Origin of the sequence: Microcoleus sp. T3_B1 (genome assembly GCF_036700445.1) — a bacterium.
Classification (GTDB): Bacteria; Cyanobacteriota; Cyanobacteriia; order Cyanobacteriales; family Microcoleaceae; genus Microcoleus.
On sequence record NZ_JAUBOX010000033.1, the window covers coordinates 1 to 22,823 of the forward strand.

A 22,823-nucleotide genomic window follows, 5' to 3' on the forward strand; every position below is an offset into this window, starting at 1 on the left:
TTGTCAGTATTGAAACTGATAGTAACCGGTGCCTTCGGTTCCGAAGTTAGCTGGATTTTGTAACTGCCATTTGCGCCACCTTCTGTAGCAGTTATGTTCGTAGGTGCAATGCTGAAACCTGCCGTGTCATTATCGGTAATGGCGACATTAACAGCCCCAATTGTGATGCTGTTATAGTTAGTATCGTTACTGGTAGCAGTATGGGCGATCGTACCTGCATGATTTCCTTCAACTGCATTGTCGTCCACAGCAGCCACCGCCACAGTTTGAGCGACATTCCAATTATTCGCTGTAAAAGTAAGTGCGGTAATTGGTTGAATTTGACTGCCTGTAGCTAAGTTAATCGTAACAGGTGCGATCGGTTGACTATTTAATTTAACGCTATAACTTCCGTTTGCACCGCCTTCCGTCGCAGTCGTGTTAGTGGGAGTAATGCTAACGCCTGCGGTGTCGTTATCGGTAATGGCGACATTAACAGCCCCAATTGTGATGCTGTTATAGTTAGTATCGTTACTGGTAGCAGTATGGGCGATCGTACCTGCATGATTTCCTTCAACTGCATTGTCGTCCACAGCAGCCACCGCCACAGTTTGAGCGACATTCCAATTATTCGCTGTAAAAGTAAGTGCGGTAATTGGTTGAATTTGACTGCCTGTAGCCACGTTAATCGTAACAGGTGCGATCGGTTGAGTATTTAATTTAACCGTATAACTTCCAGTTGCACCGTCTTCCGTCGCAGTCATGTTAGTCGGAGTAATACTAACGCCTGCGGTGTCATTATCAGTAATATTAGCATTGACGGTATTGCCAGCAGTGCCATTAACTGTAAAACTTGCAGTAGTCCCGTTATAATTAGCATCGGTACTGATAGCACTGTGGGCGATCGGGCCGCTGTGTGGCGAAGTTTCTGCTACTGCATCATCAACTGCACTGACTGTCACTGTTTGCGGTACAAACCAGTTAGTTGGAGTGAAACTAATGCCAGCAATCGGTTGAATTTGAGTGTCGGTATTAAGTGCGATCGCCACATTTGCAGTAGGCTGATTAGTGAGCACAACTGTATAAGTATCAGTCGTCCCACTTTCTGCCACATTAGTGCTGCCGCCCGACTCAACAATCTTCACCTGCGGCCCGCCAGGAATTATTTTAGTAATAAAAGCATCAGAAGCACCTCCCCCATTCGCCGCTTGCAAAGGATTCGCAGTAGGCAAATTAGTAGACGTAGTAGATCCCGCCACATAAACTGCACCCGAAGCATCCACCGCAATACCACTACCGTTGTCGTCGCCGCTGCCGCCAAGATAAGTAGAATCAACTAAGGCAGAACCCGACGCATTGATTTTTGTGACAAAAGCATCTTTCCCGCCGCCGCTAACACTTTGAATAGCATTCTTAGTCGGGAAATTAGTCGAAGTCGTATCCCCCGTCACATAAGCATTACCCGTACTGTCTACAGTAATGCGATGGCCGTTGTCATCTCCGCTGCCACCCAAATAAGTTGAAGAAATCGCATTGTTACCTAGAGGGCCTAACTTGATGACAAAAGCATCATTTGCACCACCTGCATAAGTCGCTTGAACTGCATTTTTAGTCGGAAACTCAGTTGAAGTGGTAATTCCGACAACATAGGCATTTCCAGCACTATCTACAGCGATATCAGCACCTTTATCTTCGCCAAAGCCACCTAAATAAGTGGAATAAGCACGCGCACCATTGCCGTCAAATTTAGCGACAAAACCATCATAACTACCTGCCAGGGCATTTTGAAAGCCTAAATCTCTCCCCGGCAAGTTAGTCGAATAAGTAAGACCGGTAATGTAGGCATTACCATTATTATCTATTGCAATGGCTTGAGCGTCCTCACGATCGCTACCGCCGAAATAAGTAGAATAAACTAAAGCACTACCAGTTGGATTAACTTTAGTAACAAACGCATCGCCACTTCCCCCTGCGTATAGAGGTTGGGAAGCATTGACAGTGGGGAAACCGCCGCCTGTCGGCCCGGGGCCGCCTGTCAGCCCGGTAACATAAGCATTGCCACTACTGTCAACAGCAATGCCATTGCCGAGGTCTCCTTGGATACCGTCTAAAAAAGTAGAATAAACTAGGGAATTCCCAGCAGCATTGAGTTTAGTTGCCGCAGCACTATAATTAACTGCTGTAGGTTGAAAAGCACCCGGTGTAGTTGGATAACCCGGATCGACTTGTCCGGTTAAATAAGCATTTCCTTGACTGTCTGCCGCAATCCCAAAACCGTATTCATTGCCAGTACCGCCGATATAAGTAGAGTAAACTAACGCAGTTCCTTCGGGGTTAATTTTAGTAACTAAGAAATCAGCTTGACCCCCTGGCGTAGTTTGGAATGCACCGGGAGTAGTCGTAAAATTGTTAAAAGTAGTTCCAATAATGTAAGCCGCACCTGTACTATCTACAGTCATGCGGTTGGCGTAGTCATTGCCGTTGCCGCTTATGCCATCGCCGCTGCCACCTAAGTAAGTCGAGTAAGCTAAAACCGGGTCAATAACTAGGGGTTGAGAGGGGTCAAAATATCCCAAACTAAAATTAACTTGACCGTTTCCTAATAAATTGTAAGCTGCGGGAACATTCACCCGCTGTCCGTTGATATCTTGATAAACTATCGGTGCGTTATCAATTAATTCGCCTAGCGGTGTCTCTAATATTAGTGCGCCGTCGTCACGCAACCGGATGTCATTAACACCGCTATAGTTCATTTTAATTTGACTCGGATCGGCAAAAGGTGCTACCAAAAACTCGCTTTTAAGTTGTCCTTCTGTGCCTTTGAAAACGCGGTCAATTCCTTGATAGACGTTTTGATAAACAACGCCGTTAAAAGTAGGCACATTAGTCTGCCATTGACTAGAATCTTCGCCTAAAAGAAAGTTAGCAACTCCCGGCAATTGTTCCAGCCCGGAAATTGTGGGATTCGGGTTGCTGTTGGCTAAGCTGCTGCGGACAACTGAAGAATTTGTGGCTTGCTTTCCCGGTTCATTAGGTGGCTGGAAAGCGACGAAAGAAATTTCGTTTGGAGTAAAAAAGATGCTGTGACCAGCACCTTTAACCTGGAATTTCACATTTGGGTCAGTTTGTCCAGCATTTGCAATAAAACTTAAGGGAATTTGACCGTAAGATGCCTGTTGATTTTGAGAGCTCATAGCTGGTACCCCTGGTTCATGTTATGCGAGTAAGTATATACAAGTACCAGCTCTGCTGTATAGTAAATTCTTGCGAAAAATTTACGAAAAATACAATTTTCTTGCGAAATTTCTCGGATTGTTGATAAAAAATTGTAACACGGGCTACGGACTCGGTTTTTGTAGCTGGTTTTCTGCATTTCCAACCAGATTCTGATCGTGTCGGGTCGATCGACCGCGATTAAAGGCTTAGGAAGGGTTTATAGGCTTTCTCGTTTCTATTAGAGATATTGGTGAACCCGCCCCTACAGGATTAATATAGATATAATTCCTGTAGGGGCTCCCCTCACCGACAATAATTGCCTAAAACCGACAATCTCATAAACCTGCCCCCACCCAACAACAAATCGCTGTTAAAGTTGAGCGCGATATTTCTTAGGAGTCAAACCGACGATTTTGCAGAAAGTCTTGCTAAAGTGACTTTGGTCGTGAAACCCGACTTGCTCCGAGATATATGTTATTGATAAATCTTGCCTTTTCAACAACTGTTTGGCTTTCTCAATCCGGCACTTGGTGACGTATTGATGGGGCGTGACTCCAATTGATTGTTTGAACAAACGACTGAAATAATAAGGACTAATCTGCACTAAGTTAGCCATTTCAGCTATGTGCAAATCTCGGTTTAGGTAGTCATTTATGTAGTTAATAACAATCTGCAATTTGACAGGATCGAGACCGCCTTCAAAATCTCGCCTATGCGGTTTTTGTGCACAATAGCGGTGCAGTATGTGCATTGAAAGCGCGTTTTTCAGTGCATCGACATAAAGAGTACCGTTTAATCCACCTGATTCGAGTTCGGTTTTGAGCGCCCAGCCAATGCCGAGAATCAAAGGATCGCTGATTTTCCAGTGCGGTATAATTTCAATGAGGTTTGAATTGGTCGATTCGCCAACTGTTTTGTCGAAGTCGGTAGGGTCGATCCCGATCGCGACAAATTCAGGATCTTCGACTGCACCTGACTGGAAATCAGTACCAGCACCACCAATGAAAATCTCTCCTCTTTGCCACGGTTCGCTACCGTAGTGTTTCCCGTTGAGTATTCCCTTTACTGTAACTGAATTGAGTATCAGCCCAATGTTGTGTTGTTGGAAACAGTGTTCGGGAGTTTCGTCTGCTGGCTGACGGTGATATTCGACGTGAATTCCCTCCCATTTTGTGCCCTGACTCGACAGGATTGAGGGAATCGGGAGAATCGATTTCATCGCGTCTGGCTGGGCAAAATCAAGAATTAAGGCTTTCTCTGAGGACATAGCTTGCACCTGGGGCAGTTGCTGTTATTCTAGAGCTCTGAAGTTCCCGCAGGTATACAAAATATACCCAGTCCGTTACATATTCTAGCTCTGTTTGTCAAGGTTCCGCAATAAAAATTAATGGAGTTTGACTCTAGGGCGGTGTAGAGTCGATCGATAGTCGGCTTTTTCATACCAGCCGTTGTGCCTACAATTAATTACTGATAATTCTTAACTTTTAGAGCGATAAATCCCACATCTAAAATCCCACATCTAAAATCTAAAATCCAAAATCACCAATCTAAAATCTAAAATCTAAAATCTAAAATCAAATGACGCCCGCTAAAGTTTCCCAGCAGTACAAAAGCACTTTACAGGAAACCCGCAGGCGTCAATATCAAGCAAACTTAAATCTTAGAAAAGACCCAGTGTGAAAGATTTGTCGATCGGGAAAATAGCACCAATACCCAACCACAGAGTGAACACAGTTCCCAAGAGGAAAACAGTAGTAGCAACAGGGCGGCGGAACGGATTTTGAAACTTGTTAACGCTTTCGATGAACGGAATCAAAATCAAGCCAACGGGAACACCAGCCATGCAAGCAATACCCAACAATTTGTTAGGCAAAACGCGCAGGAGTTGGAACACAGGCCACAAATACCATTCCGGCAGAATTTCCAGCGGAGTAGCAAAAGGATTAGCCGGTTCTCCAACCAAAGCCGGGTCTAGTACAGCCAAACCCACGCACAGAGAAATCGTTCCCATGATGACTATAGGGAAAACGTAGAGCAAGTCATTAGGCCAAGCTGGTTCGCCGTAATAGTTGTGACCCATGCCCTTAGCGAGCTTAGCGCGGAGCGCGGGATCGCTCAAATCTGGTTTTTTGATAATAGACATAGTGAGAGTGTTCTCCTTTTAGTTTTACCCGGGCCTGCCATTCCGCTGTATTCGTTAGTCTGAATCAGCGGGGCGATCGCAGGAAGTATTAGCCGTAAATAAATATCTTGAGCGATGAATTCTGAATTTTCAACTCACAATTCAGCGGGGGGGCAAAAAAAATACCGCCCCCACAACTCAAAATTTACAACGGGCCAGAGATACCTTGCTTGCGAATCATCAAGAAGTGAGCCAGCATGAACACTACAATCAGCCAAGGCAACACAAAAGTGTGCAAGCTGTAGTAGCGAGTCAAAGTGCCTTGACCGACGCTGACACCGCCACGCAGCAGTTCAACCATCAAAGAACCGACAAACGGGATGGCTTCGGGGACGCCGGAAACGATTTTAACTGCCCAGTAACCAATTTGATCCCAAGGCAGCGAATAGCCGGTCACGCCGAAAGAAACAGTGATGACTGCCAAGATTACTCCTGTCACCCAGGTTAATTCGCGGGGCTTTTTGAAGCCGCCTGTCAGATAAACCCGGAAGGTGTGCAAAATCATCATCAGTACCATCATGCTGGCAGACCAGCGGTGGATGGAGCGGATCAGCCAGCCGAAGTTGACTTCATTCATCAGGTATTGCACTGAAGAAAAAGCTTCTGCTACCGTCGGACGGTAATAGAAAGTCATGGCGAAGCCGGTGGCAAACTGGATCAGAAAGCAAACTAAAGTAATTCCGCCCAAGCAGTAGAAAATATTGACGTGGGGGGGTACATACTTTGTAGTGATGTCATCGGCGAGCGCCTGAATTTCCAGGCGTTCCTCAAACCACTGGTAGGTTTTTGAGTCGGTGATTTGTTTAGAAAACATGGAGCCAGAATTCCTAAAAGAATATTGCTGTGGTTGAGGTTCAGGGCAGCAGCCACAAGGTTTTTTGTCGCCCCGCGCCGAGCAGCTTGCTTTTACTAGCAAATGCCTGAGGCTATTTTTTAAATTTGGAGCTGACGAAAGGAACTCTATTGTGCGATCGCCTGCAAGCCCTGGGAAACTAAGCGGTGGCTTGTCCCTACTCGCTGGCGTTGCCCGATCGAATTCCAGACTGTGATAAAAAATGTAACATAATTGCCGTGCAATTTTCACGCACGCGATCGCTTTTTGGACACTTACAAGGCTTTTTTCGGAATCTCAACATCCGCCCAAGCTACTATGCGGGTAGGGCTGAGCTACAGCAAGCAGTCCGAGCCGGAAACAGGTTTGCCGCGAGAGGCCAAATTTCATCTCGATCGTAAAACTTTACCTTTTGGGCCCAAACGCCCTCATTGTCGATCGAGTAACCCGAACCGGCTCGATCGTACAATCGAATCTTGTTTTGTAGTCAGGACTGCAGTCTTTACTAACAAAATCTGCTGGCGGCAACCTGCGTATTTCCGTAAAAAAAGCCGGTGATTGCCCCCATCCGTAAAGTCCTATCACAATTGAAAAGAAAGCAAACTTTCCACAAAAACTGGCAGTATTGGCGAGAAAGGAGTGGGACGCGGCGGTATCGGGAAGGGAATTTCAGGAAGAGACGGGAAGGATGGAAAGTCTCGCGATGGCGGTGTAAACCCAGTCGAAACGATCGCGCAATCTGATAGACTCACATCTGTAACATTTTTAACGTCGGCGATTAAATCCGATCCGACAAATATCCGAGTTCCCCGTGTCATAGCGTCATCATAAGATTCAAATCGGTAAGAGAAGAAGTTAGAACCATTACGATCTTGTACGAAACCAACAACTTGAATTTTGTCGCCTTCGACCCGGTTAAAATCCTCAATAACGGCATGGCGACCTTCACCGCCATAGAAGAGGTAAGGGCGGGCATTTAATGAACCGAGAACAAATATGTCGGCTCCATTTTGCCCGATTAAATAATCGATTTGTTCTCCAGTTGATGAAAAGCTGTAACCCGATATGGTGTCATTACCCGGCCCGCCAATCAGGGTGTCGCTGCCTTCATTTCCCTCAAGCAAATCGTCTCCTGCATTGCCGTTAATGTAGTCATTATCTAAGTCACCTCTTAAAGTGTCGTTCCCACCTTCTCCCAACAGGCGATCGTTACCTTTGCCACCCATTAACAAGTCGTTGTTGAAGCTACCAAACAAGAGATCGTCTCCATCTCCTCCGATCGCCGTATCATTGCCTTGACCGCCGTAAAGACAGTCATTGCCAGCCCATCCCAAGATACTGTCGTTATTGTTTTCTCCTCTGATTAAATCCGCGCCTTCGCCACCCTCAAGAATATCATTCCCGGCACCTCCTTCAAGTTTGTCATCGCCTTCGCCACCGCTGAGACTGTCGTTACCAAAGTAGCCCAAAAGGCGATCGCTACCGACTCCACCTGCGAGACTATCATTTCCTTCTCCGCCATCTAAAGTGTCATTACCAGCCAAACCAAATAGAGTATCATTGCCTCCCAGCCCGCACAGGGAATCATCGCCAATTTCACCGGCTAGCAAATTATCGAGATTGTCACCGCATATAACTACCATACATTTGTCCTCCTGAAAACTATTTCACAACAGTCACTCTATTTTAGATTTTGGATTTTAGATTTTGGATTGTTCCCCTCCCCGCAATTTTAAATTTTGAAGTTTGGAGTTTGTAAGGACTTTAGTCCTGATATCAAATCTGTTAGCATCGGAATTATTCCTATCTCTCTTCTATTCATCTGCGTGAATCAGCGTCAATCCCTTGTCCGAGGCGGTTAATACATTCTCTTTTCTTAACCGCAGATTAGGGCAGATAAACACAGATTAACGCCGATAAATTAGAGCCATCCAGGTTGCATCATCCCTGATTTTTGAACGAATATTAGGGACACAGGATTTGCCGGTATCCCTAATATTTTAAATGAAATCAGCGATGGTAATTTGGTTAGCTGTCACACCATTGATAGCAGCTAAAATTTCGCCAGTTGCTGTCAAGGTGATTAAAGTTGCAGTGTTGCTAGGGATAATAGAGAGTTGCGAGAAACTTAAATTTTCAGCAAGTGCGAATAAGTCGATACCATCCGCAAAATCAAAAATGATATCGCTGCCAGAATTGGCTGAAATTAAGAAGCGATCGCTCCCATTTCCTCCTATCAAGCTGTCGTCGCCGTTGTCACCGCTGAGAAAATCAGATCCGTTACCGCCGAGGAGAATATCGCTAGCTTGACCGCCGTAAAGACTGTCATTGCCTTCACCTCCACTCAAGCTATCTTGACCGCGATTTCCAAATAGGATATCTTCGCCATTATTGCCGAACAAATTATCGCTTTCTTTGCCGCCGTAAACAGTGTCATCGCCGTCGCTACCGTCGAGGGAATCATTACCTTGATTGCCGTGTATCCAGTCGTTGCCGCCCAAACCGCTGAGAGTATCATTGCCACGTTGGCCGGCCATTGTATCGCTGCCGCTGTCGCCGGAGAGGCTGTCGTCGCCGTCAGTACCGATTAGATTGGAGTTAGCTGCGATCGCATCTATTTCTCCTTCAATCACCGCAACAGCAGGTGTATCGGGCAATGTCGTTTGTTGAATTTTGGTATCTAAGGCAGTACCAGTATTTTCGGCAATAACTTGGGCGATCGATTTCGTACCTGTACCGACTGCTTTTAAGTCTGCAGAGGTTGCGCCTAGGGCTACTTTTTGCACGCGGGCAACTTCTCGGTTAATTGAAGCTGTTGCAGTGTTGGATACAACTTGGTCAATGCGCTGATTTGCTTCGGCCATTACCTTAGCTGCATCGGGGGCAATTTGCAACAATTGCTGAGTGTTTAAATCCGAGTCAAATTGTTGCGCTGCTGTGACGGCGCGATCGACAATGGTTGCTAACTGGTTGGCATCGCTGAGATTGAGAGTTGTCCCCGATTGAATTTGTTGAACGATCGCACTTACAACTGCTTTTACGGCGTCGGTATTTTCCAGAATCGACGCACCGTCTATTAAAGCAGCAGCTTGGGTAATGACGTTTTGTACCTTGACCATTGCAGTCAAAGTTTCTACTCCACCCGCGATCGCATTTTCGGTAGCTGCGATCGGATCTAAGCTAGTTATGTCAACATTAGCGGGAATGGAAAGAGAAGATTTGACGAGAGATTCGGCGCGATCGCTGTCAATTCCTTTGTCAATTAAATCCGCTACTAAACTGGTTAACAAAGTGACAACAGTAGCGTAAGGCGGGGCAGTGACAGGCGTTTCCAAAGGCAAACCCGTAGCAGTATCAATGCCGCCGAAAGCAACAATATTGCCTTCCTCTGGATCGAGCTCGCCATTTTGATTTTTGTCGAAAATGGTGGAGTCGAGATCGAGATCGAATTCGCCGTTATCGCCAGTAGTAGCAGAAGGTTCGCTAGCATCGAGTACCCCGTTTTTGTTGGCATCGAAAAAGACCGTAGCACCAGCGATGTAACCGTCAATCACAAAACCGCCGAGGCCATTACTCTTGAACCGAATTACCTCGCTAACACTCGCGCCAGATTCATCAGTTCCCGTTAATTTCAGCCAATAATTGAACGATCTTGGGCGAGTTGGGCCTAAATTAATCGTGCGAGTTGCCGAATTAAAAGTTAGCCAGGAAGGCAAAGGAATTTCCGGGAAACTTGAACCGGCAATTGGTTGGCGGTAGGAACCGCCATTGCGATCGGTTCTCCAGGTAAATGCAGATGAACTTAAAGCGCTAGAATTTGCCAGGGCGATCGAATAATTAATGCTGTCACCCGCATCGGGATCGGTGTCAGTATTGGCAGCTAAAGTAAAGGTATTTCCCGCCTGAGAAAAACCCAGCGCCGCGCTTTGGGAAAACACCGAACGATTCACAACTGGCGGACGGTTGAAAGCCTTGCGAAGATTTAAACGTCCTCCCGTAGCAGTCCTTCCTGCAAGTGAAGGCAGCAGGTCAACATTTGACAGAAGAGAATTTTTCAGTTGAGTGACAGTCAGGGTCGGATCTTGAGCTAATAGCAGCGCCGCCGCACCTGCTACGTGGGGTGCAGCCATAGAAGTTCCGCTAAAAACATCGTAGTTATTACCAGGAACTGTGCTCAAAATGCTGCTTCCGGGCGCACCTAAGTCTACGGTAGTAGCTCCAAAATTGGAGGAACTCCACAAACCATCATTACGGTTGGTTGCCGCCACTGAAATGACATTGGGCAGATCGAAGTTAGCAGGGTAAAAGCGATTGCTGTCATTATTGTTCGCATCATTACCTGCTGCTGCGACGAAGATAATGCCAGCATCATTGGCATCTGCGATCGCATCATACCGAACATCTGTAAGCGGGTCGAAATCAGAAGGACGATAACCGCCAGCGCTGTAGTTGATTGCGTCCGCACCCTTATCAGTAGCGTAGCGGATGGCTCTGGCAGCATTAGCTACCGAACCTGTGCCACCCGCACCGATAAATTTCAAAGGCACGATCCTGACGGTGTGATTAATGCCTGTTATGCCAAGACTGTTATTGCCAACAGCACCGATGGTGCCGGCAACGTGACTGCCGTGGTCATTATCATCCATCGGATCGCTGTCGTTGTTAGCAAAGTCATAGCCGCGCACATCATCTGTGTAGCCGTTGCCATCATCATCAATACCATTGCCGGCAATTTCCCCGGAGTTAGTCCACATATTGGCAGCCAGGTCTTCGTGATTGTAGTCCACGCCACTGTCCACAACGGCGACGAGGACACTGCTGCTACCTGTTGCGGTGTCCCAAGCTTCCGGCGCATCAATATCGGCATCTGCTGTTCCGCCATCGGCTCCTGTATTATTCAAACCCCAAAGTTCGCTGAACAGGGTATCATCGGGCACTGCGTTGATAGATTCCAGATAGTTCAGTTGCACGGCTTCTATTCTGAAATCTGAAGCTAAGTTTCTCTGAATTTGCAACAAGTCTGCATCAGTCGCAAACTTGACGACTCGCCACCGATCTAATCGGCGAGGTGTTGAGCTTAACTGTTCGCTTCGGGGTACTAGATTTTCGATCTCGATCGCTCCATTAAACTGAAAAGCACTCTGGATTGCCTCGTTCCCTCGACCTTGTTTGAGTTTTACCAACAGTTCGCCCGGTTTATATGCGACGCCAGTTGCGCTATCTACCGGAAATCCTGTATTGTTGTCGGTTTCGCTGTCGCTATTGGTAACGCTAACATCGGCTGCGTTTAACCCAGAATAGTTGCTGTCATTGCTAACAGCAGGTGTCGTAACAATGCTGTAAGTTTTATTCCCGTCGGCTACAAGGTCATCAACACCTGTTACTGTTACCGTTTGCGGTGAATTCCAGTTAGTTGAATTGAAAGTAAGCGAGACTGGGGAAATGATTCCTTCTGTTGTATTGGAACTTGCTAAATCAATTTTGACATCAGCAGTTGGCGGACTATCTAGTTTGACGGTAAATGTTGCTTTGTCTCCCGATTCTGTAGTGGTTAATCCCGATGTCAAATTGACCGTAATCCCAGCCGATTTCGCCGGCGGCATGATGATTGGGGCTGGCGTCGGTGTAATTGGTGGTGTTGGCGGTGTTGGCGGTGTGGGTGATGTAATTGGCGGTGTGGGCGATGTAATTGGCGGTGTTGGTGTTGGCGGTGTTGGCGGTGTTGGCGATGTAATTGGCGGTGTTGGCGATGTAATTGGCGGTGTTGGCGATGTTGGCGGTGTTGGCGATGTTGGCGGTGTTGGCGATGTAATTGGCGGTGTTGGCGATGTAATTGGCGGTGTTGGCGATGTAATTGGCGGTGTTGGCGATGTAATTGGCGTGTCATTGTCGGTAATGGCGACAGTGACAGCCCCGATCGCAATTCCGCTATATTTCGCGTCAGTAGTTGTTACCGCGTGATTGATTGTGCCTGTGTGAGTACCTTCTACAACTGTGTCATCCGTCGCAATCACAGTTACAGTTTGGGCAATATTCCAATTAGTGCTGTCGAAGCTAATGGGGGCGATCGCATTTATTTGATTCCCCCCCTCCAAGCTGACTGTTACCGGCGCTGTTGGCTGCGAATTTAGCTGAAGTGTATAAATTCCCGTTGCACCGCCTTCTGCTGCTGTGGTACTGGCGGGATTAACGGTAATGCCGGGAGTTTCGTTGTCGCTATTCGTAACGCTGACATCGGCAGCACTTAAATTGCTGTAATTGCTGTCTGTACTAACAGCCGCAGCGGTGACAATATTGTAAGTTTGATTGCCGTCAGCAATATTGTCTTCAACGCCACTAATAGTTACAGTTTGCGGCGCACTCCAATTGGCGGGAGTGAATGTCAGCGAGGGTGTAGAAACTGTTCCCTCGGCAACATTGGAACTGCTTAAGCCAACAGTCACGTTAGCAGTTGGTTGAGAGTTGAGTTGGACAGTAAATGTCGCTGTTCCTCCTGCTTCTGTTGTAATTAATCCACTATCGGGATTGACGGCAATTCCAGCAGTGTCGTCATTAGTAATAGTAGTTGTCGCACTAGCAGAACCAATTGTTGAGATGCCGCTGGGAAGACCACCATTAGGCAATGTCACGGGATTTGAGAGAGTGACAGTAATAGTTTCGTCTGGTTCAACGCTAGCATCACCTAATACATCTATGGTGACAGTTTTTGATGTTTCTCCCGATGCAAAATTAATAGTAGCATTGGTACTTGTTGCGCCCGAAGTAGCGCCGATATTGTAATCACTGCCGTTGGTTGCAGTTCCCCCTATTCCATAATCGACAGTCCCTGCTGAATCAGTACCGCCACTGCGACTAACAGTAAATATCAGCGGATTTGTGCCGGAGTTGCCTTCAGGAACAGTACCAGCGCTAGCAGCAACTGTGTAAATAATCGGATCGTTGGCTGGAATTGTGAGGGTAGTTTGAGGGATTGTACCTGCAAACCCTCCCGGACTCGTACCAAAACTCAAGACAACTGCTTCATCCATTTCTGCAAGGTTGTCTGGTTTGATAGTGACAGCTATATTTTGAGTCGAACTGCCACTACCTGCGGCAAAAGTGAGAGTATTAGTAGAAAGAGTATAATCCGAACCTTGAGTCGCTCGTGAGGTAGCAGGAGGAACGGGCAAGACAGTTGCGATCGGTACAATCAAGTCTGTAAATCGCAAACCGTCTTCGAGTGTCACAGGAATATTAACAGTCGCATCTGCGTCTCCTTCAAGACTGCTGTAGGCCGAATTACCAAAACTTGCTTTCAATAGCACATTCAACAGAATTGAAACTCTGTTACTGTTGGTATTTGCGACAGCAATATCTGGTCTGGTATCAGAGTTAAAATCTCCAACCGCGATCGCGCTCGGAGTGGTTCCCCCACTATTATAATTAAACGGCCCGTTAAACGTTCCTTGACCGGTTCCAGTTAAAATTGAAACATTATTAGAACCGGCGTTCACTACAGCTAAATCGGGTTGACCGTCAGCGTTGAAATCACCAACGGCAATATCATTAGGATCTGCCCCAACATTAAAGTTAGCAGGATTGCTAAAAGTGCCTTGACCTGTCCCTGATAAAATTGATACGTTCTGATTGCCTGCATTGGCTACAGCTAGATCGGATCTGCCGTCAGCGTTAAAATCTCCGACTGCGATCGCACTCGGACTTTGACCGACATTAATATTAGTCGGATTGCCAAAACTACCTTGACCATTTGCCGATAATATGGTAACACTATTAGAATTTCGGTTGGCCACGGCGAGATCGAGGAAATTGTCGCCGTTAAAATTTCCCGCAGCGATCGCGCTGGGACTTTGCCCAACATTCACAGTAACAGGAGTGGAAAAACCGCCTTGTCCCGTTCCCAAATAAATGCCAACATTGCCTTCAGGTACAAAACCATTGCCACTGGATTGAGTAATGGCAATATCGAGTAAATCATCAGCATTAAAATTGCCGACAGCGATCGCGCTAGGATTTTCTAGGGCAGTCAAAAATCCCGGACTGTTAAAGTTGCCATTACCAGATCCTAAAAAGATATAAATGCTGCTAAATTCCGAACCTTGTGCGGAAGTTATCGCTAAGTCGGAAAAGTTATCGCCGTTAAAATTGCCAACTGCGATCGCGGTCGGACCAAATACCGAAGTCAAATCAGTTCCAGAGTTAAATCCTCCTTGACCGTTTCCCAGTAAAATAGAAACCCTATTCGTGGTGGGGTTAGCAACAGCTAAATCTAAGAGGCCATCGGTATTGAAATCGCCAGCCGCAACAAAGGATGGACTGGTTCCCGCATTAAAATTATTAGGAGAACTAAACGTATTGAGAACGTGGCCGTAAGCTGCGATCGCTTCTGGCACAAATACAAGGCCAGCTTTAATTGTCCCCGCTGTTACTGTTAATTTCCAATCGCCGCCTTTTGCCGCACAACCTATTAAATTATCAGAAGCGGCAACATTGGCTCCTGTTATTTGACTCAGGTTTTTTACAAATTCTTTACCTATATTTCCTTTGGCAACATTGCACCCGTAGAGCAAAATTTCGGCATTTTGTGTCAGCCCGCCCGCCCATATCTTAACTGTTTTGACAAAATTGTCTGCGCTATCTCTCAAATTTTGCCAACTCAATTCCACGTTCCCCAGTTGCAAACAACCGGGCTTCCCGTGGGCAATAATGTGAATTACTGAAAATTTATTCCCCTGCAAAGCTTCGGCAATTTGTTCGATGCCGTTGCGGTTAGTTTCTAATTTAATTACTTCGGTTTCAGGGATAACGCCGTCGATTAATGTTTGACAGTCGGGGACGGCAGCATCGATAAATGCGATCGCTTTTGAGGAAAGCTGAGTCATTGACTTTAGGGAAACAGCCGTTGGGGCGATCCCTAAGTCTGGGATGTTTAAGTCTGGGATGTTATCGTTATTACAGTTTTCGGCACTGAGGGATTGGGGACTTGTGCCGGCAGGAAACTTGGTACCAATACTGAAAGTAGACATGATTAATTTACCTAGCTGATACTTCGGGTTTATGTGATGCGAGCAAGTCTACAAAAGCACCAGCTCTGCTGTATTGTAAATTCTTGCGGAAAAATTGCTAAAAATATAATTTTCTTGCGGAATTTATCCCTATTTGATGAAGAATTGTAACAGCGCCGGCGGGCAGGGGTTTTTTACGACAGAACTTACGCCTCAATAAGCTGTCGCGCATTTAAACTGTATATTCAGGGCGGGCGGGACGCCCAACCCCTACTCCCCACAAGACTTTAAATTTTTTTGACATACAATTTAAAGGCAGAACAGCTTACCAAAGAAACCGGGTTTTGTACCAAAATACACAGGTTTCCCGATCGGGCAAAAAACCCGGTTTCTGAATCCCCGCAAGCCCTAGGCGAAAATACTTTGCAACTACAAACTGCTTTTAATGTGACAGGGGCTTGAGTTTTGTTAAAGCCGATCGCGATATTGCTTAGGAGTCAAACCGACAATTTTGCAGAATGTCTTACTAAAGTGACTTTGGTCGTGAAATCCCACTTGCTGGGAGATATATTTTATTGATAACTTCGGTTTTTTCAACAACTGTTTTGCTTTTTCAATTCGGCACTGGGTCACGTACTGATGGGGCGTGACTCCAGTCGATTGTTTAAACATACGGCTGAAATGATAAGAACTAATGTTCACTAAATTAGCAAGTTCACTTAAGTGCAAATCTCGGTTTATGAATTCATTAATGTAGTGAATAACTAGCTGCAATTGACCGGGGTCAAGACCGCCTCCCACATCTCGCCGATTAGGTTTTTTCGCGCCATAGCGGTGCAGTATGTGCAGTGAAAGCGCGTTTTTCAGTGCATCGACATAAAGAGTACCGTTTAATCCGCCTGATTCCAGTTCGGTTTTGAGAGCCCAGGCAATTCCGTGAACCAACGGATCGCGGGTTTGCCATTGCGGTATAATTTCAATGGAATTTGAATTGATCGATTCGCCAACTGTATTGTCGAAGTCGGTAGGTTCAAGAGCGATCGCCATAAATTCATAGTCTGCGGCTGCAACTGACTGGAAATAAGTACCAGCAGCAGCGATGAACATCTGCCCACTTTGCCACGATTCGCTACCGCAGTTTTTCCCGTTCACTGTTCCTTTTAGTGTGGCTGAATTGAGCATCAAGCCAACCGTGTGCTGTTCGAGACAGTGTTCGGGACATTCGTTTGGCGGCTGAGAGTGATATTCGACATGAATTCCTTGCCACTTTGTGCCGTGACTCGACAGGATTGCGGGGCGCGGGAGAATCACTTTCATCCCGTCTGTCTTGGCAAAATCAAGAATTAAAGGTTTCTGTGGGGACATAACTGGCACCGACTGGACGAGTTGCTATTTTGTAGTTGACAACTCCTCGCCGTTCTACGGCGAGGATTCTTCTAAACATCCGAGTGCCTTCGGGACTGACCGTCGGGAAACAAATCTGAGTTAAATCTGCAACAGGGTTCCGAGCGTACAAACCTAAAATACATAAAATGTAATACTTACTGGTATTTTACAGAAAAATCATGCACAGACGAGTTTTCCAGATTGCTATTGTACTTTGCCTCCAAGTCGTCCTAGTTCTAGGTGGGTGGGCGCAGCCTGCGGCGGCGCTGACTCCTGAACAGCAGCTATTGAGCGAAGCTTGGCGAATTGTCAATCGCTCTTATGTGGACGACAGCTTCAACTCTCAAAACTGGTGGTCGATTCGCCAAAAAGCTGTCAAGCAACCGCTTAACGACAGACAGCAGACTTACACGGCGATTCAGGGGATGCTGGCCAATCTCGACGACCCCTTCACTCGACTGCTGAAACCCGAACAGTACCGCAGTTTGCAGGTCAACACTTCGGGAGAATTGACGGGTGTGGGGCTGCAAATTGCGATCGACCCCCAGACAAATACCCTGACAGTGGTGGCTCCTTTGGCCGGCTCACCGGCGGATAAAGCTGGCATCCAACCCCTCGATCGCATTCTGAAAATTGACGGCACTCCCACCTCAGAATTGAGCCTAGACGAGGCTGCAACTCGAATGCGCGGCCGCATCGGCACTCCTGTTACCCTCACCTTGGGGCGCGAGGGAAGGGACGTTGCTGAGGACATTGAGCTAGTGCGCGATCGCATTGCTCTGAATCCGGTTTACGCCGAATTGCAGTCGGCGTCGGAGAATTTGCCGGTGGGCTATATTCGCTTGAGTCAATTCAGCGCTAACGCCACTGAGGAAGTCGCTCACGCGATCGACCGCTTGGAAAAACAAGGAGCCGCCGCCTACATTCTCGACCTGCGGAACAACCCGGGCGGACTGTTGCAAGCAGGGATTGAAATTGCCCGCTTGTGGCTCGATTCCGGGACGATCGTCTACACGGTCAACAGACAAGGCATTCTCGGCAGTTTTGAAGCCTCTGGACAAGCCCTAACTAACGATCCGCTGATTGTTTTGGTGAACAAGGGAACTGCCAGTGCTAGCGAAATTTTGGCGGGTGCGCTGCAAGATAACGGCAGAGCTCAACTGGTAGGAGAAAAGACTTTTGGCAAAGGACTGATTCAGTCCCTGTTTGATTTGTCTGACGGTTCCGGGTTAGCCGTGACTGTTGCTAAGTACGAGACACCGAACCATAAAGATATTAACAAGCTGGGGATTGCGCCCGATCGCGTAGTGCCTTTGGAACCCATCGCGCGCGATCAAATCGGCACCGCAGCAGACTTGCAATATCAAGCTGCACTGCAACTACTGAAAGAAAAAACCGTGCTGGCAAAGTCAGTATAAGCCTGAGTTTAAAGTTTTGAGATTGCAATAGGTGACAATACGCAGGTCTGTCTGTCTCTGCGTTTGCTTCGCCACGACAGACAAGAATCATCCTAAAAACTGCTTCGTGAAACTTATCTAAACTTGTCTAAACTCATTTTTAGACACAATTCGAGTTCACTTCCTACGCTGTTGGGTAGACGGCTAATCCCAAGATAAGTAGGCTATTCCCCTCAAGCCGAGGGTTCCCAATTTAAAATATTCAAACTTGCGTTAAAATCCCGATCCAAAGATATGCCACAAGTAGGACAGTCAAAAGTCCGAACGCTTAGTGGCATATCTTTTTTTGTGCCACAATTTGAGCATGTTTTCGTACTAGGGAACCACGGGTCTACTAGCACTAAACTAGCTCCATACATTTGGCATTTGTAGTCGAGCTGACGTTTGAATTCGTAAAATCCCAGGTCAGATATTGCTCCAGCTAACTTATGATTCGCCATCATTCCTTGAACATTCAAGTTCTCAATCTTAATTAGCTTGAAAGTTTTAGCTAGGTAAGTTGTTAACTTGTGAAGGAAGTCTAAGCGAATACGAGCGACTCGTGCATGGATCTGACTAATTTTGTTGTAGGTTTTGCGCTGATTTCGAGAGCCTTTTACCTGTTTAGATGCTTGGCGCTGTAAAGTAGCAAGCTTGGTTTTCGCTTGCTTTAGCGGCTTTGGTGCATCAAAACTCTGTTGGGTTGATAGCGTGGCCGCATACTTGATGCCGACATCAATTCCCACAGAACCTTCAGACTGCCCACCGGGCAGGCGCTCTGCATCAACACAAAAGGAAACAAACCAGCGATTCCCTTCTTTTGAAACCGTAAAAGTTTGAGAAATAAAACCACATTCTAACGGCTCAAAAAGTCGAAAAGTTCCCAACGTAGGAATCTTGATAGTGCTACCAGCGACTAACAAAACTTTACCGTTAGATGAATCAACCGTAAAAGATTGACCGTCTCGGCGGCTGGCGAACTTCGGATGACCTGCTTTCCCCGAACGATATCGACTAAAAGCATCTTTTAAGTCAATCAAAGCGTTTTGATAAACTCGGCTAGACAACTGGTTCATCCAAGCAAATTCAGACGTTTTCTTGACGTGATTGGTGAGAACCTTCTTGACTTCGTTGAGTACCTTCGAGTCGGTAAATTTCCCCTCACTGTACATTTGAGTTCGCAGGCTCAACCCAAAATTGAAAACTACGCGCCGGAATCCTGCGTGTTTTGCCATCAACGTCGCTTCCTTGTTATTTAATTTTAGCGCCCGCTTGACAGCAAACATGAAACTTCCTCTCGGTGATTAACTGTGAATAAGTTTAGCAAAGTATTTGGCACTTAAGTTTTGCTCTTTTATTCAAAACTGATATCACGTCCGACAGATTCATCTGTCATTGTTCGCTGTGCGAACCAATGACATAAAAGAATGATGCACATCGGACGTGATATCCAAACCCAAAACAGCCCTTCCCTTAAGGTTGGGGGGTTGATTCCTCGGCGTCGGGCACCTCGGCTTCTTGCAAAATCACCGGACGCTGCTGCGGGTCAGCTTGGTTGCTTTGCTCTTGCATCACAGTTTTAGCAAGACTAGGGTCAAAGTAGCGGTTAAAGTCCGATCGCGACTGATTTACTCGCCCTTGGGTAAGATTGACTTCAGCTTGGATTTCGTGCAATTTTTCTTGCACCGCCCGGTAGTGAGGCCAAAGCTGAAGCAAAGCAGAAGTGGCACAGACTGAAAGTACCATGTTGACTGCCAACTTGACCCCTGTTTCGGCCGCGAGGGTTTGGTGAGGGTAGGAACGCTGGCGGCTGCTGTTGCGACGAGGAGTAACCCGAGGGGAGTTTTTTACAGGACGCAGTGGGGTAACGGTGGGTTGAATCGCTTGCATAATTTTTTTTCAAATACCTGAGACTGACGTTTTAGAGTTCAACAGAGCAAATTCTGAGCTTAACGCACACTCGCCGCTGTTTGTCAGGGTGCTGACAGCCAAAATTGTTGAGACAAAGGTGACGCCTTAAGACGGAATTTTCCCATAAAAATGCCTGCCCTTGCAGTCTCGTCTTGCGGAACACAAACAATCTACTGCACTGGGGCAGCAATTGTCTGTATCTGTAATGCGAGAGATTTAACTGGTCAGGCAGGCGTTTTGCAGTTCGCAACTGGTGTCTGGAAACTATTTGTACAGTTCAGTTGACAACCGGAAAGCCAAGATTCCGGGAATCAAAGCAATTACGAGCGCTACGTAGACTTGGGTATCTGTTAAAGACATATTCGCAAAACTCCTTTTCGCGGGGACGAGCTTTCACTAATTTGAGACAAATTGGCGCTTTTGGGAATCATTTGTTACAACTTGCAACACAAATGCTGCCTCCGGGGAGGAGTGGGGCAGTAGCGCAGTGGCGCAGTGGCGCTGTTTTTGAGTGTCGGAGGGGGAGAATTTTTCCTTGTTTCCTGGGACTGCTTCCTTCCGACGTTGTTGGGACGATCGCCTCGCACAGAACTACCGCGTTAGGTTAAGATTTAACTAATGCGAATGGGAAGTCTTGCGCTCTACCGAAGGTGAGCGTCGGGATGAAAACGCAGCCCGAAAATAAATTGAGCGAGAGCGAATCAATATCCTTTTTGTGCGCTATGATAATTTTATCGGTATTCTGCAACCTTGATAAATGTATAAAGCTTACAAGTACAGAATTTATCCCACAGATGAGCAAGATGTCTTGCTTGCAAAGTCTTTTGGCTGTGCGAGATGGTTCTGGAACTATGCTTTGAATCTATGTCAAGAAACTTACAAGAATACTGGCAAAGGACTATCTAGGGCATACATACAAGGCTTGCTCCCTGCACTCAAAAAAGAATACGAATGGTTAAAAGAACCTTATTCTCAATGCTTGCAGGTGGTTGCATTGAATTTATCTACTGCCTACAAAAACTTCTTTGACAAGATGGCGATGCTGCCCAAGTTCAAAGCCAAGCATGGCAGGCAGTCGATCAGCTACCCTCAAAATGTCAAATTCGACGGTGACTATATCAACCTACCTAAGATTGGTTTAGTTTTCTGTCGGCGACATCGTGATTTTGAGGGCGATATCAAGACCGTTACCGTATCTCGCAACCCGGACGGTAAACATTTTGTTTCTGTTTTGATTGACGATGGGAAAGAACAGCCTGAGTTAGTCCCAGCAGATAAAGCTATTGGCATTGACGTAGGGTTAACTCATTTTGCGATTACCAGTGATGGTTCTAAGTTCGGCAATCCCAAGTATTTCGTCAAACGTCAACGAAACTTAAAACGTAAACAACAAAAGCTCGATCGCAAAAAGAAAGGCAGTCAAAACAGGAAAAAGGCAAGACGGGCGGTGGCAAAAGTTCACTCCAAGATTGCCCGATGCCGGGAAGATTTTCTACAAAAGCTATCCCGCAAGATAGTTAACGAAAACCAAGTTATTGCAGTAGAAAATCTCAATATCAAAGGCATGGTCAAGAATCATAATTTAGCCAAAGCCATTAGTGATGTTGGCTGGGGTATGTTCTGCACAATGCTTAAGTACAAGGCCCAAAGTGAAGGTAAACAATACATTGAGATTGATCGATGGTTTCCTAGCTCAAAAACTTGTCATGCCTGCCTAAATCAAGTTGAGCATCTCACTCTTGATGTTAGGGCATGGACTTGTAAACATTGTGGTACTCATCATGACCGTGATGTAAATGCAGCCCTCAACATTAGAAATGAAGCCTTGCGGATTTTGGCGTTAGGAACTAGCGCTTCTGCCTGTGGAGGGGATGTAAGTCGATCTGGCAAAACTTCGGTTTTGTTGGACGCGCCGCCCCGTTGAATCAGGAAGCCAGCGCTGTACCAATGAAGTGGTCAGCGTCTGGTAGTTCACGTGAAGGTGACACTAATGTTAGACAGAGCGGGTAATTTGCGCTGCGCTCGACCCTTGCCAATTTTAGGTGCACAAAATAGTTAATGCTAGATCAATTTCTCGACGCTTCACCCAATTTTGGAGTTGACGGCTTTTTATTATTGTTGGTTTTGGTGGCTTTGGAGGCTGTACTTTCGGCTGACAACGCGATCGCCCTGGCGTCTATTTCTAAAGGTTTAGAAGATGCCAAGGATCAGCAAAGAGCTCTCAACTTGGGTTTGATAATTGCTTTTGTACTGCGGATCGCCCTAATTTTAACGGCTACTTGGGTGATCCAATACTGGCAGTTTGAGCTGCTTGGTGCTCTCTACCTGCTGTGGCTTGTTTTCCAACATTTTACTTCAGAGACAGACTCCGAAGGAGAACATCACGGGCCCAGATTTGCGTCTGTGTGGCAAGCAATTCCCATGATTGCTTTTACGGATTTAGCGTTTTCATTGGATAGCGTTACTACTGCGATCGCTGTGTCTGACAACACTTTTATCGTCGTAACAGGCGCTACTATTGGAATTATTGCCCTGCGATTCATGGCCGGGTTGTTCATCCGCTGGCTGGATGAGTTCGTTCACCTAGAAAGTGCTGGTTACATCACAGTTGGGTTCGTGGGAATGCGGTTGTTGGTGAAAGTAATTAATCCCGATTTAGTTCCTCCGCAATGGCTGTTAGTTTCCAGTATTGTCTTGATGTTTATCTGGGGATTTTCTAAGCGTACTCCTGAGTCAGTCGAGATTGCAAAATCTCTAGAAATGGCTCTCACTCAGCCGGATTCAGAAGTTGCACTGCCGGAATCGCAAGGACAAAAGTCCGAAAATTAACATACTTTCATTTGAATAAAATTAGCTTAAATCTGTCAAGCCCACAAGAT

Annotated in this window: 14 protein-coding genes; 3 read left to right on the top strand and 11 right to left on the bottom strand. The window is 46.4% G+C overall.

Annotation, left to right across the window (positions count from 1 at the left end):
• The 8 genes from QT990_RS18615 to QT990_RS18650 all read right to left on the bottom strand — a co-directional run.
• Positions 1-3,173 (bottom strand): DUF7948 domain-containing protein (locus tag QT990_RS18615; protein ID WP_333465609.1); only part of this gene is annotated, 3,173 nt, incomplete at its 3' end.
• Positions 3,174-3,565: 392 nt separating this feature from the next.
• The gene (locus QT990_RS18620; RefSeq protein WP_333142622.1) at positions 3,566-4,462 is read right to left on the bottom strand and encodes an AraC family transcriptional regulator; all 897 of its coding nucleotides are present in this window, start codon (positions 4,460-4,462) and stop codon (positions 3,566-3,568) included.
• A 393-nt stretch (positions 4,463-4,855) separates the two neighbouring features.
• Complete coding sequence (petD, locus tag QT990_RS18625; protein WP_333101767.1) at positions 4,856-5,338, bottom strand: cytochrome b6-f complex subunit IV; 483 nt, start codon at positions 5,336-5,338, stop codon at positions 4,856-4,858.
• A gap of 184 nt (positions 5,339-5,522) precedes the next feature.
• On the bottom strand, positions 5,523-6,191 hold the full coding sequence (gene petB / locus QT990_RS18630; RefSeq protein WP_172190423.1) for a cytochrome b6: 669 nt from the start codon (positions 6,189-6,191) through the stop codon (positions 5,523-5,525).
• A gap of 334 nt (positions 6,192-6,525) precedes the next feature.
• Positions 6,526-6,678, bottom strand: a complete 153-nt coding sequence (locus QT990_RS18635; RefSeq protein ID WP_333465610.1) for a hypothetical protein — start codon at positions 6,676-6,678, stop codon at positions 6,526-6,528.
• Positions 6,679-6,790: 112 nt separating this feature from the next.
• Complete coding sequence (locus tag QT990_RS18640; protein WP_333142624.1) at positions 6,791-7,852, bottom strand: calcium-binding protein; 1,062 nt, start codon at positions 7,850-7,852, stop codon at positions 6,791-6,793.
• A gap of 357 nt (positions 7,853-8,209) precedes the next feature.
• Entirely contained in the window at positions 8,210-15,232 is a 7,023-nt protein-coding gene (locus tag QT990_RS18645) for a S8 family serine peptidase (protein WP_333465611.1), read from the bottom strand.
• Positions 15,233-15,679: 447 nt separating this feature from the next.
• Positions 15,680-16,576: an AraC family transcriptional regulator gene (locus QT990_RS18650; protein WP_333142627.1), complete on the bottom strand. Its 897-nt coding sequence runs from the start codon at positions 16,574-16,576 to the stop codon at positions 15,680-15,682.
• Between the two features lie 200 nt (positions 16,577-16,776).
• Here QT990_RS18650 and ctpA point away from each other — a divergent pair, with 200 nt between their 5' ends.
• On the top strand, positions 16,777-18,015 hold the full coding sequence (ctpA, locus tag QT990_RS18655) for a carboxyl-terminal processing protease CtpA (RefSeq protein WP_333142629.1): 1,239 nt from the start codon (positions 16,777-16,779) through the stop codon (positions 18,013-18,015).
• 212 nt (positions 18,016-18,227) lie between these two features.
• Here the strand turns inward: ctpA and QT990_RS18660 are convergent, their stop codons facing one another.
• The 3 genes from QT990_RS18660 to psaM form a co-directional block, all read right to left on the bottom strand.
• The gene (locus QT990_RS18660) at positions 18,228-19,319 is read right to left on the bottom strand and encodes an RNA-guided endonuclease TnpB family protein (RefSeq protein WP_333142630.1); all 1,092 of its coding nucleotides are present in this window, start codon (positions 19,317-19,319) and stop codon (positions 18,228-18,230) included.
• Between the two features lie 187 nt (positions 19,320-19,506).
• Positions 19,507-19,923 carry a slr1601 family putative cell division protein gene (locus QT990_RS18665; RefSeq protein ID WP_333142631.1) on the bottom strand — a complete coding sequence of 139 codons (417 nt, stop codon included), beginning with the start codon at positions 19,921-19,923 and terminating at the stop codon, positions 19,507-19,509.
• 285 nt (positions 19,924-20,208) lie between these two features.
• Positions 20,209-20,304: a photosystem I reaction center subunit XII gene (psaM, locus tag QT990_RS18670; protein WP_015174804.1), complete on the bottom strand. Its 96-nt coding sequence runs from the start codon at positions 20,302-20,304 to the stop codon at positions 20,209-20,211.
• 397 nt (positions 20,305-20,701) lie between these two features.
• Between psaM and tnpB the strand changes: the two genes are divergently transcribed.
• Positions 20,702-21,868 (top strand): IS200/IS605 family element RNA-guided endonuclease TnpB, encoded by a 1,167-nt coding sequence (tnpB, locus tag QT990_RS18675; RefSeq protein ID WP_333142632.1) that lies wholly within the window; start codon positions 20,702-20,704, stop codon positions 21,866-21,868.
• A 134-nt stretch (positions 21,869-22,002) separates the two neighbouring features.
• A complete protein-coding gene (locus QT990_RS18680) occupies positions 22,003-22,773 on the top strand; it encodes a TerC family protein (RefSeq protein ID WP_333142633.1) in 771 nt (256 codons plus the stop codon).
• Positions 22,774-22,823: the final 50 nt, after the last annotated feature.